Raw genomic sequence first — 17,634 nt, forward strand, 5'->3', positions numbered from 1 at the left:
TAGTATAATATATTTTTTTATTTTAATCTTAAATATTAAAAATAATATTTTATTTTGTTTAAATTATATATTTATATTTATTTTTAATATTTTAACATTATTTTATTAAATTTTAATATATTTATTTATTTTTAATTTTTTATGCCTTTTTTAGAATTTATATAAGCTATAGGTCTATACACCTTATTTAGACCTCTTGATTTGCATTTAGAAAAATCGCTATATACAACTCCCCATTTAGTCCCCATAGCCTCCATACATTTACCATTACCTACATACATAACAACATGGTTACCTGAGCCACCTATTCTATAAAGTAGATCTCCTGGTTGGATATTATTTATATCTACTTTAAAATTCCTCATAGTACTAACTTGGCCAGTAGTTCCATCCCCTATACTAACTCCAGTTACTTGTTTATAAAGCCATTTTGTATACCCAGAACAGTCAAATGAATTAGGACCTTTAGCTCCCCAAACATAAGGACAACCAATTTTGGTTCTTCCAAGATCTATTACCTTTTTAATTATCTCTGCATCTGATGCATTAATATTATAGTCTCCTGCAATAAAATCTCCAGTTACAATCCAAGATGGGTCTTGTTTAGCTCCATTTATACTTAATTCTAAGTGTAGAACATTTCCTTCTTTACCTCCTCCTGTTTTACCTATTACCTGACCTTTAGAAACCGAATCTCCCTGTTTAACTAATACTTCTTGTAGATTAGAATAATAAGTCTGAGTGGTTCCATCATGTTGTATTTTTATTGAGTTACTACTTACTTCTATTATTTTCCCATCTGAAATGGCTTTTACTTCTGTTCCTTTTATAGCTACCAAATCAATTCCTTGATGAACTTGATCAAATGGTTTACCTATAGTGACTGGAGATACATCTATTGGAGCCTCGAAACCTTTTGGGAATATGGATGCTACATCTATGTTTTGGTTTGATCCATTTCCACTACCCCAAGAATCTCCTAATGGATTAGTAAATAATAATATATATTTTTTCTTCCATTGTTCATCTGTAAAATCTTCATATTCTGTGATATATTTTCTTTCCTCCATTACAAACATCATTTTTATCACATTTTGTATTTGATTCTCTGGATATTTATTAGAAAATTCAAGTCGTCTTTCACTTAGAGGTTTTTCAAATTCTGGGAATAACTTATTCCAGCCTTCCTTCAATTTTTCCCAAATGCCTTTTAGCCATCCATCTTTTGAACTTGCTGAACCACCAGAACTTCCACCACTTCCAGAACCAATTTCAAACTTACCATCTGGAGAAATTGTCACAGTAGAACCATCTTCTTTTTTTACCCATATCCCACTGTCTCCATCAGCAACATAGTACCTTAAAACATGTTCTACATATTGCTTATCTCCATACCTACTATGACTCCAACCATTTATGTACTTACCTGGATTATCACTTATGTCAGCTCTGTATGCCAGCCATCCTAAATCAGTTGGATTATTCCTTACCTCTTCAGGAGTTTTTCCTGTTGCTTGAGCATATGTTTTTATCATAATATTAGCTACACCTGTACCATAGTTATAAGTCTGCAAAGCTAAAATTATATTATAGTTCTGAGCTTTCATACGTTCTGCTTGGAGCATAGCTCCAGCTTTTATATTTCCATCTATACTTGTTACAGTACCCATATTTATAGACATCGTCTCCATCTGCCCTGTATTATGGTTAAATGCTGTAGATTTAGTTATAGTCTTCCCTGGTTGCTCTATCTGCATAATACCACATCCTGCACTGGCACACCTTGAAGCACCTAAATAAGATTCATGGCTACCTCCCGATTCTTGACATGCTATAGCTATTAATAGTTTTGGGTCTACTCCATACATTTCTCCATACTTTTTAAAGATGTCATAGTACTGCATTGCTTTTTTATAATTATCTGAAGAAGCTCCAGAACCTAATTTAAAACTTCCTAAGTCAACTGTTCCAGAAGATGTTCCTCCTTCTGCTGAACCTTCTCCAAAGGCTCCTCTATCAAGTAATTTTAATAGTTCCTTATCTGTTTTCCCTGTTCTGTCCTTAAAATTAAAAGAAGTTAAAACTTCTTTCGGAACATATGTTGTATAGTTACCTATGTAATCTTCAAAATACTGCCCTCCTACAAGTTGAGAAGCATCAGGCTCACCTTCATATCTTGCTTCAAACTTTTGTATATTACCTGTTACATATGCATTAAATTCTATTTTTTTAGGTTTCCCTCCAACTGTTACTGTTTTTGTAAAAGACTCAGATGCTGTAAAAGTCTCATTAGTGTCAACCCATTCCTGTACTATATTATTTTTTATTAATCCAAGAGGGCTTGTAACCTGATCTATCATATAAACTGTTTCATCTCTCTCGGGCATTTTTTTAGAATATAGTTTGTTTTTGTAAGAGCTATTAAAAGATGTATATCTATCACTTTTAACCATATCTTCAGCTTCATCTATTGGAACTTTTACTTTTGTCTCATTTTCTATATCCCAAATCTCTATTTCAGAGAAAAGACCTTCTTTCTTTGATTCTTCCTTAAATTTTTTATAATTTAAAATTGAACCAAACCCATAATCCCAAACACCTTCAGTTTTTTTACCATTAGCTTTCGGTTTTTTTGTATTTAAATCATATTCTTTAGATTTGGCTGTAAGCTTCCTATTTTTATCTGTTAATTGTTTTAACTCTAAAGTATCCTTATCATGTTGGACTGGTTGGACAAATTGTTCAGGGAACCTAAATTGATTTTTATTTAAAAATTCATCCAAGGACCATAGAGCATTAGGATTTAAATAAAATTTCTTTTCTCTTTGATACTTATCTCTCATCCCATTTTCACCATATTTTTTTACATATTCTTCTGAATTAAATTGTACAGGTTCATTTATTCCATCCTCTTTTACTACCACCCAAATAGACTTTTCTGCAAAGAATGTATAAAATGCCTGAACTATTTTATTACCTGTACTAAAATCTGTAGAAGTTATATCCCCTTTATCATCCAAGGCAACTTGATTATATTGCGTGACATCCTCTTCTTGATAATCCATAGTTTTACCTCTACTGTTAAAAATTAAGTCCCAAGAAAAGAAAACAAGAAAAATTATTATGATAAATCCAATTAACAAAGGTAGAATAGGTAAAATTATTGTTTTAAAAAAAGTCAAAAATAAGTTTGATACTAATTTACTTATTTTTTTGCCTACATTATGTATTTTTTTCATAAAACTTTTTTTTCTTTTTCTATTAATTGAATTTAAGATTTCTCTATTAAGTTGTTGCTCTTCTTCTTGAGGATTTCTCTCGTCATTATTCATTAAATCCCTCCATATTAAAATCTGAACATTTTAATATAGATTTTCATCTCCATAAATATAAAAGAAATAGGACTGTTCTAATCTAAAATGATAGAACAGTCCTATTTCTTTTATATTATTTTATATCTTTCTTTAAATTAGTAGACTTAGCCATTGGTTCATATGGTTTAATTTCTCCTATATCTCGCAAAGAGAAGTTCCTATTCTTACTTACCATACTTTTATCAAAATTAACAGCCATTTGTTTCTCTCCATTATCACCTGATACAGTTCCAACCCCTATAATACCTTGTGATTGGTAATACTGTTTAGCACTATCTCTTAAGTATCCTTTCTCTTTATCATCTGAATACTCTCCATTAGAATTAAACACATTATACATTTCATTTAAATTTCTTCCATATGTACTATCATCAATGGAGCTATTATTAAATCTAACTCCATTTTCACCAACTTGAGCGTCATAAACTGCTGTATTACTTTCTCCATTATCATACATTGATGAAATCCCAAATCCACTTAAATCTGGATTATTGCCCGCTAATGAATTTCTTATTGATGATGTGGCACTGGCTACACCAGAACCCATCCTCTCCATTCCTCTATGATCACCTATTGCACCATATCCCATAGACATTCCAGCTGATCCAAGTGCCTTTCCAACAGATTTACCTACATTTCCAACTGTCTTAGCTGTACCAACTGCCTTATCAAAAGAACTTTTCTCACCATAAATTTGAGTTGCGTAATTTGATTTATTAGAATCTTCTATTCCACTCAATAAATCTTTATTATCTATTCCATTATAAGAAGAGCTTCCATTAATATATTTATCTTTAAGTGCAGATGAAAAAGAAGATGGTCTACTATTTATTCCCATTCCTATCATTTCATTGTCAACGACTCCTCCTCCTGTTTTACCTTTACCTCCAACAGATTCTCCTACTACGCCAGCTACTGCACCACCTACAATAGCTCTTCCCATCCCAGAGATTCTTTCAGCCTGATCAGTAATTCCTGATGGAAGACCAAGTATATTTGACCTTAAAAAATTTGTTAAAGGAATAAAGGAACAAAACACAACAAACAATTCAAAAGTTTTCATTTTTTGAGTTGAACTTACACTTGTAAAAAATGCTACTAAAATAGCATGGAAAGTTTGGATAAATATTTGTGAAACTAATTCTTTCATAAAATTGCTAAATATTTGTACATATTTTCCACCTAAACTTAAACTAAATATGCAAAGAGGTGCTACTGCATAAAGTAGAGCAATTGTAACAGCTCTTAAAACATAAAAAAAGTTAAAATATATATTTATTACAAAGAAAGCTATATTTATTAATATCGTTGCTATTAAACCACTATTCATAGTATGAGCTGTTCCTATATAACTGGAGAAGCTACTACTTTTCCCAAACATATCTACCAGTTCATAGTTTATTTTTAAGAAACCTTGAAATATTAAAGTGAATGTACATAATAAAAAGGCTGTAATTATTAGGTTTTTAAAACCTTCCATAAGAGATAATTTTTCACTTATGTTGATTGTAGCTAATTGTCTTTTTAAAAGCATTCTTACTATAGAAAACCCTATTAAGTTCCAAGCAATGATCTGGCATACTATATTTAATAAAGTTGCTGAACTCATCCATGCATTTGGCATAATACCATAATAATAATTGTTATCTCTTACCCCTGTATTTAACATTAAATCTTCCATAGCATATAATCCTAATAATCTTCTTAATCCACTTAACATTCCATTTAAGAAATCTCCAACCATAATTGTTAATTGATTTGGCTTAGAAATTTCATTTTCATTTGAAAATGTAATCTTTTTAACATCTGCATTATAATTTCCTTGAAGAACTACATGTTTCCAATTTAAATATTTAACATCTCCGCCTTCTTTTAATTGCTTATAATAATCACTATTTAATCTTCTTTCAGGCTCTCTACTCCCAGATGATACATACCCTTTAAAAATTTGCATTGGTACAATAATACTTCCATTATTATTTGAAGTTATTTTTATATAATCTTTTATTGTAGTCCCATCCATTAGCTTCTTAAGATCTTTATCTGATGCGGAAGATATTGTAAAAGAAGCTTCCCCTAAAGAAACACTTCCTGATTTATTTACAGCTTTATTTGCTAAGTCAGCAGAAAAAGCCTTAATTTGCTCTATAGTAAAATTCCCTTCTGTAGAACTTAAACAAAAGTTTAAAGCATTATTTAAACCTCCAATTAAGACATCTGCGACTAAATCAGCTCTTTTTTCATCTTCTGCATTTGCATTTACAGAATCAACTAAAAGTCCTTTCCCATGTAGTGCAGGGAACGTAAAAATTAATGATTTGCTTCCATCTCCACTTCCTCTTGTTGCGTCATCTTCCTTTGTTCCTTCATCATTCTCTTTTACCTTCATTGCACTATCATAGTTTTCTTTTACCTGTTCATCTTTAATGCCTTCATATTTCAGTATTGGCACTTTAAGATTTTTTGATTTTATATCTGAGTCTGATTGCTCAGAAACTGTTGTAAAATTTCCTAAATCTGCTTCTGCATGTTTATTGGCAGACCAAGAATTTTGTTCAAAAATTACATTGGGTACATAATTATAAGAACTCTCATCTAATGTTACTGAAATAAAATATGTATTATGAGCATATGAATCTATATTATTTGCCCCAATTAAAGTAGAAGAAGTAAGTATCCCTAATAATCCAAGAGCTAAAAACTTTCTTAATTTTCTCTTTATCATTTCAATCTCCTTTCTTGCATTAGGCTGTTCTTTTCTCTATTAATTTTTTCTCAAAGTCAAAAGCCAATACTTTAACTACTGTGCTTTCTCCCTGAATTCTAACTAACATTTCTCCTTTATCTGCTCTAAGTAAGAATAATTTTTCTCCTTCACTTAACTTAAACATATTTTGAATAGAGTCTATATCAGTGGTATCTTGCCCTAAGAATATTTTAGTCTCTGCTGAAGTTAAAACGGCTTGACCTTGTGTACTTTCAACAAATTCAGTAAACTTCTGAGAAGCAACTAAAAGTCCTCCCATTCTTTTTCTTATTCTTCTTGAAGCTGTTTCAAGAAACTTTGCAGAATACTCAGAACCAGCCATGTTTTTAGAGACAAGCATCCACGCTTCATCACAAACAATTCTCTTGTTTATGTATGGGTCTTTCTTACCAAATTTCTCCCATGTCCAAGACAAGGCTACATACATACCAATTGGTCTTAAAATATTTTCTTCTAATTTACTAACATCAAATGTGACAATTGGAGAGTTTTTAAAATTAGATATATTAGAAGAAGTATAACAGTCAAATAAGTCATACACTCCACCTTTTTTAAACATCTTTAATACTCTTACTAAATCCATTGCTTCCATGTCTGAATTTTTTTCAGCATATTCAGATAAACTATTATAAAAATCAGAAAAAATTGGCATGGTTTTCTTTCTACCCTCATGAATAAATTCTTTTGTATTTTTATCAAAATAGGGTTCTGTTACGTATAATGATTTTGGATTTTTAGTAATACCAAAATTTCCATACAACTCTTGTAATAATTGTGCTACTGTTGAAGTTTGAGCTCCAGATAATCCTCCAGCCATAACAGCAATTAAGTTTAATAAATCTGCAATTTTACCCTTAACATCAACCAACTTTATTCCTGTTGGCAGGAAATTTTCATCCAGTTCATCCTCTTCTTCTATGTCAAATGGATTTATACACTCTTTAGAATCTGGAGCTAAATAAATTTTTGAACCACCCAGAGCTTCTGTAAGTCTTCCATATTCACTCTCTGGGTCAATAATAACAGTTCTAATTCCTCTTATTGAGCTTCTCATAGTAAGTAAAGATACAAAGAATGTTTTTCCTGTTCCTGGTTGCCCAATAACAGTAATATTCGAATTTTTAAGTTTGCTTCTATCATAGAAATCAATTAAAATTGGAGAACATGTAGATAGATTAATCCCACAAAAAACACCTTTTTCATGTCTAATATCTGAGTTATAAAAAGGGAAACAGGAAGTTAATGCTCCTGAATTAAAATTTCTAAACATATCTTCTACATAGCTTTTCCCATAAGGAGAAACAGTTTTATAAGTATCATCTTGTCTTAGATATGTTGGCATCATATACATTTTTCTTCCACGTAGTTTATTATCAATTTTTTGAGTCTCTTTATTTAATTCATCTAAACTATCTGAATATAGATTACATGCAATCTGAACCTGGAATAATTTATCTGTATTTCTTTCTAACTTACTTCTTTCCATATATAACTCTTGTATCTTATCTCTAAGCCTTGTTATATTTCGTATATTACCTTTTTCTTGTTCAGACATAAGCTGGGCTTCAAATTGTGTTATTTTACGTGTGTATTCCTCTAAAGCTATCTTGTCATCAGTTGGATCAATATGAATAATTGTATCTGTTTCCCCTTCATAATTAAAAATACTGTCTAACCATCCTACATAAACTTGGGCAGGGAAACCTTGCATTATAAAACTTCTAACATATTTTTTACCTACCTTTATATAGTCTGCATCTACTTCAAAAGATGAAGGTGATATAAGTTCCTTTAAAGAAGGAATACCTTTATCTAACAAATTAGTTTCATTTAATATATCGTCTTTACTAAAATCTATTATTTTAGTGGTTGATTTTTCTTTTTTCTTTTTAAAAAACATTTTTTTATTCCTCCAATCTAATTTGCATTTTCATTGCTTTTATAGAATCCTGCAATTGAGTTTCTAATTTTATCTATTTTTATCATAGAGTCAGTTGCTTTTTCTTTATCAGCATCTTCAATAATCTTATTTTCTAAGATTTCTGTTTTTAATCTAATTTGAGCTTCATATAAAATCCAATCAAGAGTAGCTTCTGGATTATTAGATATTTTATTTAACCTGTCCTCCCCTGTTACTATTCTCGATAAAAACTCTCCATTAAGAATATTATTAACTTGAGATGCATTATCTTTATGGTAAGTTGAGTAAAGTAAATCTATTAGGTCATATGTATTTAATATTTCTGACTTAAGACCTACTGATGTAAGCCCATCAATAATTCTTTGACATCTACCATATATTTCTTTTAAGGAATATTCATACTTTTCATCATCATCTGAGTTTGTAAGAGTTGTGGAATCATTAAAGGGTACAATTATGTATTTATTTTTTTCTTTGTTGTTTCCAATCTCAAAAAACATATTATTCATATCATCTATGTTTAAAATTGCATAATCTCTTAGTAAAGGGAATTCTTCTACTGTCTTTTCTATATCTTTTTGAAAAAGGTCCATTACTCTTGAATTATCTATTTCTTTAGTTTGTACATATAAGCTAATTGGATGAGACAACGAGTTTATAAACCTTTGAAAAGCTATTTCAATAACAGCTTGTTCTTTATCTGTTTTAAGATTATAGTTAATTGAATTACATTTTATAATTGCTCGGTACTGATGACCTCCAAGATGGATAACATTATCTCTTATATCCTCAAACATCAATGCATCTTGGGCATTATCTGCATAATAGTTATTTTTAGAAGCTCCATTCCCCCTATTTGGATCAGTCTCTTTAATCTTGTAAAAAGCAAAACCTATTAATCCAACTACAAATAATATAAAAAACAGCATTACTATAATCAATTTAATTTCCTCCTATTTATTAGTTTTTTATTTTTTTTATTATATTTTCGTTTTATATTTAAATATTTAAATAAAGGCATATCATGTTTTTTAAAAAAGGCAAATGGTGCACTTGATAAAAATACGATAATAGCCATTGGAATAGCAATAAATTGCATTTTAATTGAATAAATGATTATTAAATATGTTATTATCCCTAAAACAAAACCACCTAATAACCAAAAAAATTGGTTAAAAGTAATTAATCCTCCAATGGCCTTTTCTTCTTCATTTGTGTCTGGTGGCATTAAATTTACTCTTGGCATTATTTAAACTCCTTTCTAATTTTTGGTGTTTTTATTATATTAAATAAATTTTATTGTTTATTATATAAAGGACTTCTTTTATTAATAAATATAAGCTGAATAATATAATAAAAAGACACTATTAATTTGTTAATAGTGTCTTTTTATTCGTCCTATTTTAAAATTCCATAGAAGAATCCACCTATAATAGATATAGATCCTAATCCAGCCATTGCTATAACAGACCACATAATACCAGTTAAAACTTTACTTCTTTCTTGAGGATTAGTAGCTGTTGAAGCCAGTTTACTAAAATGGAAAATTAAGCTCCCAAGTCCGATAAGAGCACCTACTCCTGAAAGACCAACTACAAAGAATTTAATTTTCCCTAAAAAACCATTCCAAGAAGAAGCTCCATCTTTATAATCCATACCTCCTCCAGAAACACTTAAACCTCCATTCCCATTAACTTCAACCTTAACATCTCCTATATCATTACCAGCATAGGATTCTATTTTATTAGTTTGTAAAAAAGTCATACACATCATTAGGCTTAACATAAACATAAGGACTATTTTTTTTGAGTTAATTAAAACTGCATTCATATTTATCTTTTACACCTCCAAAGTTTTTCGATTAGATAATCTAATCTATTTATAATATACATTTTTATTTTTTATATAACTTTAGAGTGTTTCATTATATTTTTTTGGCTATTTTATTGTTTATAGTAAATATTTTTATCAAGTATAAGCCTTAATTTATCTATACTACTCTTTTGTATTTTAGATATATTAGCTTGAGACATATTTATCATTTTCCCAATCTCTGATTGAGTCATTATAATTCCATTATTTAATCCAAATCTATATATAATAACAATTCTTTCTTCTTCCTTTAAAAATTCTAATGCTTTAAGTATCGTTGCTCGATCTTCCTTATCCACTAAATTATCTTCAAACCTTTTTTTAGAGATTTCATCCTCTGAAATAATATCCTCAAGTTCCAAATTATGCCCATCTTTATCTGCTGAAAGTACTTTATTAAAAGATATTGTATTCTTGTTATGATTATTTTCTTTTCTAAGAAAGTATAATATTTCATTTCTTATACAGTTTATCGCATATGTAGAAAACTTAACATTTCTTCTCTTATCAAAACTTTCAAGTGCTTTTGCATACCCCACAAGACCAACACTATAAAGTTCATCATGCGAAGCGACGTTTGTATTTAATTGTTTTATGACATGGTGTATTAATTTATTATTAGCATAAGCTACTTTTTCTTTTTCTTCTTTAGTATAAAATTCTTTTTCTCTTTTTACACCATCTGAATAATTTAATATTTTTTTTGTTTCAAGAGGCATTAATTATTTTATCTCCTTTAAATTTTATTTATTAATTATTTGTATTTTATAATTAATAAATAAAATTTAAAATAGATTTTTTGTATGATGCTATCTTTTTAAAAAACATAGTCAATATTTTTATTAAAAATATTGACTATGTTAAATATATTATATTAAATTTAAAATATTTTGTGCATATCCTGGATTTCTAAAGTATTTTTCAATTATTTTAAATGCTCTCTCTTTAGGATATAGATTTCTTTTAACCATATCTATTGTAGAATTTACAACTCCAAAATTAGAAACGCTATTTAACTCTGCCAAATCAAAACTACATTCACAATTAATTTCACTTAAATATTTGTTTGCATATTCTTCATAACTTTCATGATACCCCTCTTTAAAAATCATGAAATCGCCCATTTTTATACATTTACCTGAGTTTAATAAAAGTTTGTAATACTCTTTATCTGTTACGAATTCGTTCTTACTATTTACATATGAAAAACCATGTGGGCTATAATAAGAATGTAAAAATTTCTCGAAATTTCCAACTGCTTTCATAGCTATTACATCTTCTCCATCTAATTCTTGTAATTTCATTCTTCTCTTTACTATCATAATATCCTCCCTATTTTAAAACATATTTTTATGTACTTTGTTTTAATTTTGATATATTATATGTATTTTTAAGTTTTTTATTGTTTATAAACAACAAAAACTATATAATATTATTAAATACTTTATAATCGAGGTGATGTTATTGAATATTAAAAGAATAATAGGTCTGATTCTATGCTTATCGACTATTATTTTAACTGGATGTTCTAATGAAACAAATGACAAAGAGACTATTAAACATAAAAGTGAAGTTAAACAGACTATTAAAAGTTCTGAAGATAAATTATTAGAATATACAGAAGAAGGAATGAATATATTAAAAGCGAACTACCCAACATTTGAAAAAATGGACTTAGCTTTGAAAAACATAGGAAATAGTGTTTCTAATTTGACTCTAAATACTACTGATGGTAATACTTTTGAATTTAATAAGCTAAATGGTAAAAAAGTAATATTATCAGTGAATAAAACAGATTGTTCATTCTGCAAAAAGACAAGTATGTTAATAGATAAAGTAGTAAAAGACACTAATATTATATACATACCATTATTTATAAAAAGCACTAATGATGAAATAAATGATTATTATGAAAACTTAAATTTAAAGAAGCCTAAAACTATCTTGGTTGATAAAGACTTGAGTTTTATAAAAGAAACATCAATAAAAAATGTCCCTACTTTATTTTTTATTGATGAAAATAGTAGGATTTCTTTAATTAAAGAATTTGATTATGATAAAATAACTTTAACAGATGACTTAAAATTAGCTTTTGAAAGCCCTAAAATTTATAAAATGAAAGTTAACTAAAAAATACTATAACACCTTAAAGGTGTTATAGTATTTTTATTATCTTATATTATATCAGTTTACACATTTTATAATTAAATCTTTCATTAAAGTATCATTTTTAAAAAAGACTCATCTACAACATTAAAATCTTTTTTATCTAAAATACCCATTATATTAGCTTCTTCAGATAGTATTATTTGGAATGAATTATTTTTAACCATTAATATTAAATAATTGTCTTTTTTTACATATTGCTCATTTTCTTCTTTTGAAAGTAAACTATAAAACGATACAACATAATAATCCTTAACTTTCTTTATAAAAGAAAATTTATTAACATCAATTAAAAACAGTCTTTCATCAATATTTTCATCTTTTAATAAATCTATTAAAACATAAGTTATCTCATTATAATCTAAAACATCTATCTTTACTATCTTTCCAATTTCATTTACTTTTATAGAATTTAGACCATAGAAATCAGAATTTTTATCCCTACCTAATATATAATATATGTCGCATATTATACCAATTTTAATATAGTCTAAATTAAAAGAATTTTTTTTAAGTATATTTTTTTTAAGCATATTCAGTTTATTAATTATTTTACTTTCTTCTTTCTTACTAACAGATTTATATAAAGAACTTGTATTAATATTGTTTATTATTGGAAAAGGAATATCCAGCATGTCAACAGGCTTATATCTGTTATTAACTTTTTGGTATAGTTTTATGTTTATTATGTTTCCATACGCATCAAAATTTGTAATTCTTAAAAAAATAATATCATTCAATGAAATTTTCTTAATACTTTTTTTGATGTATACATCATTCATTTAAAATATACCTTTCTTTTTAGCTTCTCTAACCCACTCAGGAAGCTCTTTCATAACCCTTTCATATAATTCTTCATCTGAAATATCATTTATATCATTTAATGAAAATAAGTTTGCATTATCTACAACTCTGCCTTCCATAACATCCAACTTTTCTAAGAAATTAAATTTTCGTTTTCCTATTCCTATGAATTGGAAAAATACAGGCTTATTTGACGCTTCTCTAATTACTAATTCAGCCTCTTTTTTATCAAAATTATCTCCATCTGTTATAAATATTACATAAACTGGGTTCTTTGCTTCATTTAATTCTGTTTTTTCTTTGATTACTTCTTTAATTACAGGAGCATATTTTGTTCCACCACGAACATACTTTTTAAAAAGTTTTTCATCTTTAACATAATTAAATAAATTATTCATATCTATACTTGTCAATTGATAAGCTTCATCGTTAAACAACCAAACATCAAGCATTCCATCATTATCAAAAGATAAGGAAATTGGTAATAATCTTTCAAATATATCTTGTATCGTTCCGTTTTCAAATAGATCAGATGTTGATAGAGAACAATCTAATACTAATGTTACATCAAACTTCATATTTTTAATATCATTAAAATCAGATTTTGTTAAACATATCTTACTTACTGTATCTTTTCTTAAGTTTACTTTTTCTTTTTTTAATTCAATACTATTTTTTTCATTACCAGTATTTTTCTTTCTCCCAAAATTAAATATATTTTTCATATAAATTTACCTTCATTTCTAAAATACACTTTTTTTAGAAACATCCCTTTCTTTATTAATTTTTTAATCAAACTTAAGAGCTTCAATTGGATTTAATTTTGACGCTTTTATTGAAGGATATAATCCTGCCAACATAGTTAAAACTACTGCAAAACAAATAGTTAAAATTGTTATTGATAGATTCATATTTACAATTTTATCTAAAAAAGATACTTGATTAATTTCAAGGCTTTCTAAAATATAAGTTATTATCCCCTTTATTCCTAATAAATTAAAATAAGATAAAAATGAGCCTAAACATCCTCCAAGTAATCCAATAACCGAAGATTCTACCAAGAATAAACATAATATATCTATTTTTGAAGCCCCTGTTGCCTTCATTAAACCAATCATTTTTGTTCTTTCATTAATAGACATTATCATAGTATTAATTACGCCAAGAGAAGCTACTAATATAGTAATAATCCCTACTACAGATAGAATTATATTTATTCCTAATAATATTTTCTCAATTATTTTTGCAACAGATTGAACACTTTCTGTTGTATATCCTAAACTATGTTCTATATATGATACTACTTTTTCTACATTTTCAAGCTTAGTGATAGAAAGTTCTAATACATCTGCTCCTCTTTCTTTTAATGACTTATTTCCACCTTCTTCAAAATTTTTAATATCTGTCATTAAATCTTTAGAGATAACAAAGCTTGGTTGATAATATTTTTTGTTTATAACCCCTACTATAGTAGCCTTTCTATCAAATATTTTATCTTTATCAAAGTCTGGTAGAACTGACTTTAAGTTTATCTCTTTCCCTATAATATCCTTAGGATTATCTATTCCCAAGGTGTTTTTTACAAAACTTTCTGGTAACATTACTGCATTTTTATCTTTATTGTTTAATTCTCGTCCTTCTAATATATAACTTAGAGAACTGTTGTCAGCTTCTTTTTTTTGCTTAAGACTCGCTTTCTCACTCTTTAGATAAAAATCTTTATCATATGAAACAGCTTTTATTTCTTTTATCTTCTTATCTCCATATTGTGTCTCTGTTAATTCAGTTTCATATTTTACTAATAGTTGTGAAATTCTTTTGTCTTTAGATAATGAATTAATAACTGTATCATTTATTTTCTTTTTCTCATATAAATTTTCTACATCTATATCCCCATTTGCATCTGTTTTGGCTAATTTTTTTTCTAATTCTTCGGATGATTGTACTTTAGTATTATAAACAGACACATGTTGTAAGTTATTAAGTTCTTTTATTTGTGACATTACATAAGATTTTAGCCCGCTACCTAAACTTACAAGAGTTACTATTAATGTAACTCCTATAGCTATAGAAAAGATATTTATTAATGTTCTAATTTTTCTTTTCTTTAAATTAGAATATGATAATTTAAGATAATCAATTATTTTCATAAAATTTCTCCATCTCTAATCTTAACTATTCGTCCAGCTTGAGAAGCTTGTTCCATGTTGTGTGTAACCAGTAAAATAGTGTAATTATTATTCTTATTTAACTCCTTAAGTAAATCAATTATTAATTCTCCATTTTTACTATCCAAATTTCCAGTAGGCTCATCTGCTAATAAAATTTTAGGTTCATTTATTAAAGCTCTTGCAATTGCTACTTTTTGCCTTTGCCCACCTGAAAGCTCATTTGCTTTACACATTAATTTATCCTTAATTCCTACTTTATCTAAAGATTCTTTTACTCTATTGAGTCTTTCTTTCTTTTCTACTTTTGAAAAAATAAGTGGCATCATGAGATTCTCTTGCACTGTTTTATTCCCTTCTAACATAAATTCTTGGAATATAAATCCTACTAAATCTCTCCTATACTCACTCATTTCTTTGTCTTTTAATTTAGTTATATCCTTATTTTGTACAAATATATTTCCACTTGAAGGTTTATCTAACCCTCCCAAAAGATTAAGCAGGCTTGTTTTCCCACTTCCAGAAGAACCAACAATAGCAACAAATTCACCATTATTTATGGTCAAGTTTATGTTGTTTATTACTTTCACACAGTTATTTCCTAATATATATTCTTTTTCTAAATTTCTAATTTCTATCATAACAAAACCCATCTCCTTTCCTTTTTATTTTAATTCTACCATTTTAATTATAATAAGTAAAGATTACCAAACTTTTTTCATAAAAATATTGTTTATAGTCAACAAAATATACATAAAAAAATTACATAATTCATAACATATCCAATTAATACAAATGGGGCCAATGGTATCCCTAAATTGGTTACATTCTTTTTTAAAATAAATTTTCTTACAATTAAATAAATTATTATACTACTATAGGTCATTAATAGCATATTCAAAAGTAGAGGAAATCCTAAATATAACCCAAGGATAGAAACAAATCTAATGTCTCCACCCTTTGAAACTCCACAAAGCATAGCTGGTATATACATCAAACAGAATCCAAATATAGCACCATTAATATTACTTAATGTTAGAGGCAAAGAAAATACAGGTAAGAAAACAAATACCATTCTTAATAAAAAAAATATAAAATTAAATTTATGATAAATTTTTAAATATTTAAAGTCACTGTAAGAAGCAAATAAAAGAAATAAAGTTAAAGTAATTACAACTATAGGATTTGAAAAAACAGCTTCTACTTCTTTTAGGTAATCAAAATTATTATACATAACTTTATCTGTACACTAATCTTGACAAAGTTCTAATTGTCAAAATTAAATTCCCATCTCCTGTTTTTCCTTCAACAGATATTTTCATATTACCATTATCTCTTGCATTATATTCATTTATTATATAGGAGCCTAAATTATCAAATTCTCTGTAATTCTTTAATGTAATTTGAACAATAGAATCTAAAATTAGCTGAGGTCGTTCCTTATTTGAGTCTCCTGCATAATTAAGGCCCCAATTTTCATAAACGAATTCTGGTTTTAAATAATTAATATCTATTTTTTGAATAAATGGAGTTAATCCTACCTGTCTATTTAACTCTTTTCTAAAAGATGTACTAATAACATCACTCAGTAGCTTATTGTTAACATTTAAAACTCCATCATTACTTATTGAAGAATCAGAATTTGATACATTTATTACTTCTTGTCTAAGATATTCATTGTTAATTGATTGTTGCAAAGCATTAGTTGTTGATAAATCCATTATAGATTGTACTTCATTTAAAACCCATGAGGAATTAGACAAACTTAAAAATCCTGTTGCTACTGTGACAAATACAAGTATTAATGCACATCCTACTATAGCTATGCTACCATTATTATTATTTAAACGATTTTTTATTTTTGATAAAATTAATTCTATCCCCATATTAATCTTCCTCTCCTTTCCAATTTGAATAGTTATGCTTGTATTCACAAAACGCATATTTATCTACATTGGTAGTTTTATTAAAATCTCCAGGTACAAGTTGAGACCATAATCCCCAGTTATAACTGTATGTAAATCTAATTCCAATACTATCTCTATAATCTGCTTTTATATTAGATGTGTCAGATAAGGAAATTACTCTTTCTCCATTTGCCTGTGCTTTATCTCTTAAGATTATTTCAATTGACCAATCTTCAGGTTTAACTCCAATTTTTTTAAATTTATTTTCTGTGACTTTAATTAACTGAGAAGATGTTAAATAAGAACCTCCTCCTCCTGGATAATTTAAAGGTACTTGGCTTTGGATCCCACTTTGCTTTGCTAATTGTCTTACTATCTGAGAAGCTTGTTGAGTCATAACAAATTTCTTACTTCCTATTTGAAATAAATCAAAAAAGAATGAAAAAATAAATATAAAAACTAAAAATCCAACTAAGAACTCAATAAAAACCATCCCATTTTTATTTTTAAGTTTATCTTTAATCACTTTTAGCATCTAATCTTAAATATCCCTTCTATAAATATTTATTAACTAATAATACTATTATTTTTGTATGTTTATAATTTTTTGGAGTATTATAATATAAATAGTATTATTTCTTTTACTATATAAAAT

The 17,634-nt window shown here is 27.5% G+C and carries 16 protein-coding genes; 1 reads left to right on the plus strand and 15 read right to left on the minus strand.

Features of this window, described 5'->3' with window-relative positions:
- Positions 1 to 131: 131 nt before the first annotated feature.
- The 8 genes from IC758_RS19630 to IC758_RS19665 form a co-directional block, all read right to left on the minus strand.
- Positions 132 to 3,332, minus strand: coding sequence for a peptidoglycan DD-metalloendopeptidase family protein (locus IC758_RS19630; RefSeq protein WP_227824960.1), 3,201 nt, complete (start codon positions 3,330 to 3,332; stop codon positions 132 to 134).
- A 115-nt stretch (positions 3,333 to 3,447) separates the two neighbouring features.
- Complete coding sequence (locus tag IC758_RS19635) at positions 3,448 to 6,099, minus strand: hypothetical protein (protein ID WP_227824961.1); 2,652 nt, start codon at positions 6,097 to 6,099, stop codon at positions 3,448 to 3,450.
- 19 nt (positions 6,100 to 6,118) lie between these two features.
- On the minus strand, positions 6,119 to 8,041 hold the full coding sequence (locus tag IC758_RS19640; RefSeq protein WP_227824962.1) for a VirB4 family type IV secretion system protein: 1,923 nt from the start codon (positions 8,039 to 8,041) through the stop codon (positions 6,119 to 6,121).
- Between the two features lie 17 nt (positions 8,042 to 8,058).
- The gene (locus IC758_RS19645; RefSeq protein ID WP_227824963.1) at positions 8,059 to 9,003 is read right to left on the minus strand and encodes a hypothetical protein; all 945 of its coding nucleotides are present in this window, start codon (positions 9,001 to 9,003) and stop codon (positions 8,059 to 8,061) included.
- The gene (locus IC758_RS19650) at positions 9,000 to 9,308 is read right to left on the minus strand and encodes a PrgI family protein (RefSeq protein WP_227824964.1); all 309 of its coding nucleotides are present in this window, start codon (positions 9,306 to 9,308) and stop codon (positions 9,000 to 9,002) included. Before IC758_RS19650 ends, IC758_RS19645 begins: the two co-directional genes overlap by 4 nt.
- Positions 9,309 to 9,460: 152 nt before the next feature.
- Positions 9,461 to 9,892 carry a hypothetical protein gene (locus IC758_RS19655; protein WP_227824965.1) on the minus strand — a complete coding sequence of 144 codons (432 nt, stop codon included), beginning with the start codon at positions 9,890 to 9,892 and terminating at the stop codon, positions 9,461 to 9,463.
- 113 nt (positions 9,893 to 10,005) lie between these two features.
- Entirely contained in the window at positions 10,006 to 10,653 is a 648-nt protein-coding gene (locus IC758_RS19660) for a sigma-70 family RNA polymerase sigma factor (protein WP_227824966.1), read from the minus strand.
- A 150-nt stretch (positions 10,654 to 10,803) separates the two neighbouring features.
- Positions 10,804 to 11,256, minus strand: a complete 453-nt coding sequence (locus IC758_RS19665; RefSeq protein WP_227824967.1) for a hypothetical protein — start codon at positions 11,254 to 11,256, stop codon at positions 10,804 to 10,806.
- A gap of 142 nt (positions 11,257 to 11,398) precedes the next feature.
- Here IC758_RS19665 and IC758_RS19670 point away from each other — a divergent pair, with 142 nt between their 5' ends.
- Positions 11,399 to 12,064 carry a TlpA family protein disulfide reductase gene (locus IC758_RS19670; protein ID WP_227824968.1) on the plus strand — a complete coding sequence of 222 codons (666 nt, stop codon included), beginning with the start codon at positions 11,399 to 11,401 and terminating at the stop codon, positions 12,062 to 12,064.
- An 86-nt stretch (positions 12,065 to 12,150) separates the two neighbouring features.
- On the opposite strand, the gene IC758_RS19675 is transcribed toward IC758_RS19670, so the two are convergent.
- The 7 genes from IC758_RS19675 to IC758_RS19705 form a co-directional block, all read right to left on the minus strand.
- Complete coding sequence (locus IC758_RS19675) at positions 12,151 to 12,882, minus strand: hypothetical protein (RefSeq protein ID WP_227824969.1); 732 nt, start codon at positions 12,880 to 12,882, stop codon at positions 12,151 to 12,153.
- A complete protein-coding gene (locus tag IC758_RS19680) occupies positions 12,883 to 13,629 on the minus strand; it encodes a VWA domain-containing protein (RefSeq protein WP_227824970.1) in 747 nt (248 codons plus the stop codon).
- Positions 13,630 to 13,692: 63 nt separating this feature from the next.
- The gene (locus IC758_RS19685) at positions 13,693 to 15,054 is read right to left on the minus strand and encodes an ABC transporter permease (RefSeq protein WP_227824971.1); all 1,362 of its coding nucleotides are present in this window, start codon (positions 15,052 to 15,054) and stop codon (positions 13,693 to 13,695) included.
- Positions 15,051 to 15,713 (minus strand): ABC transporter ATP-binding protein, encoded by a 663-nt coding sequence (locus IC758_RS19690; RefSeq protein WP_227824972.1) that lies wholly within the window; start codon positions 15,711 to 15,713, stop codon positions 15,051 to 15,053. The genes IC758_RS19685 and IC758_RS19690 overlap by 4 nt, the downstream gene beginning before the upstream one ends.
- Positions 15,714 to 15,811: 98 nt before the next feature.
- Entirely contained in the window at positions 15,812 to 16,306 is a 495-nt protein-coding gene (locus tag IC758_RS19695) for a prepilin peptidase (RefSeq protein WP_227824973.1), read from the minus strand.
- Between the two features lie 4 nt (positions 16,307 to 16,310).
- On the minus strand, positions 16,311 to 16,958 hold the full coding sequence (locus IC758_RS19700; protein ID WP_227824974.1) for a hypothetical protein: 648 nt from the start codon (positions 16,956 to 16,958) through the stop codon (positions 16,311 to 16,313).
- Position 16,959: 1 nt separating this feature from the next.
- Positions 16,960 to 17,514, minus strand: a complete 555-nt coding sequence (locus IC758_RS19705; protein WP_227824975.1) for a hypothetical protein — start codon at positions 17,512 to 17,514, stop codon at positions 16,960 to 16,962.
- Between the last annotated feature and the right edge of the window lie 120 nt (positions 17,515 to 17,634).

Source organism: Clostridioides sp. ES-W-0016-02 (assembly GCF_020641035.1).
Lineage (GTDB): Bacteria > Bacillota > Clostridia > Peptostreptococcales > Peptostreptococcaceae > Clostridioides.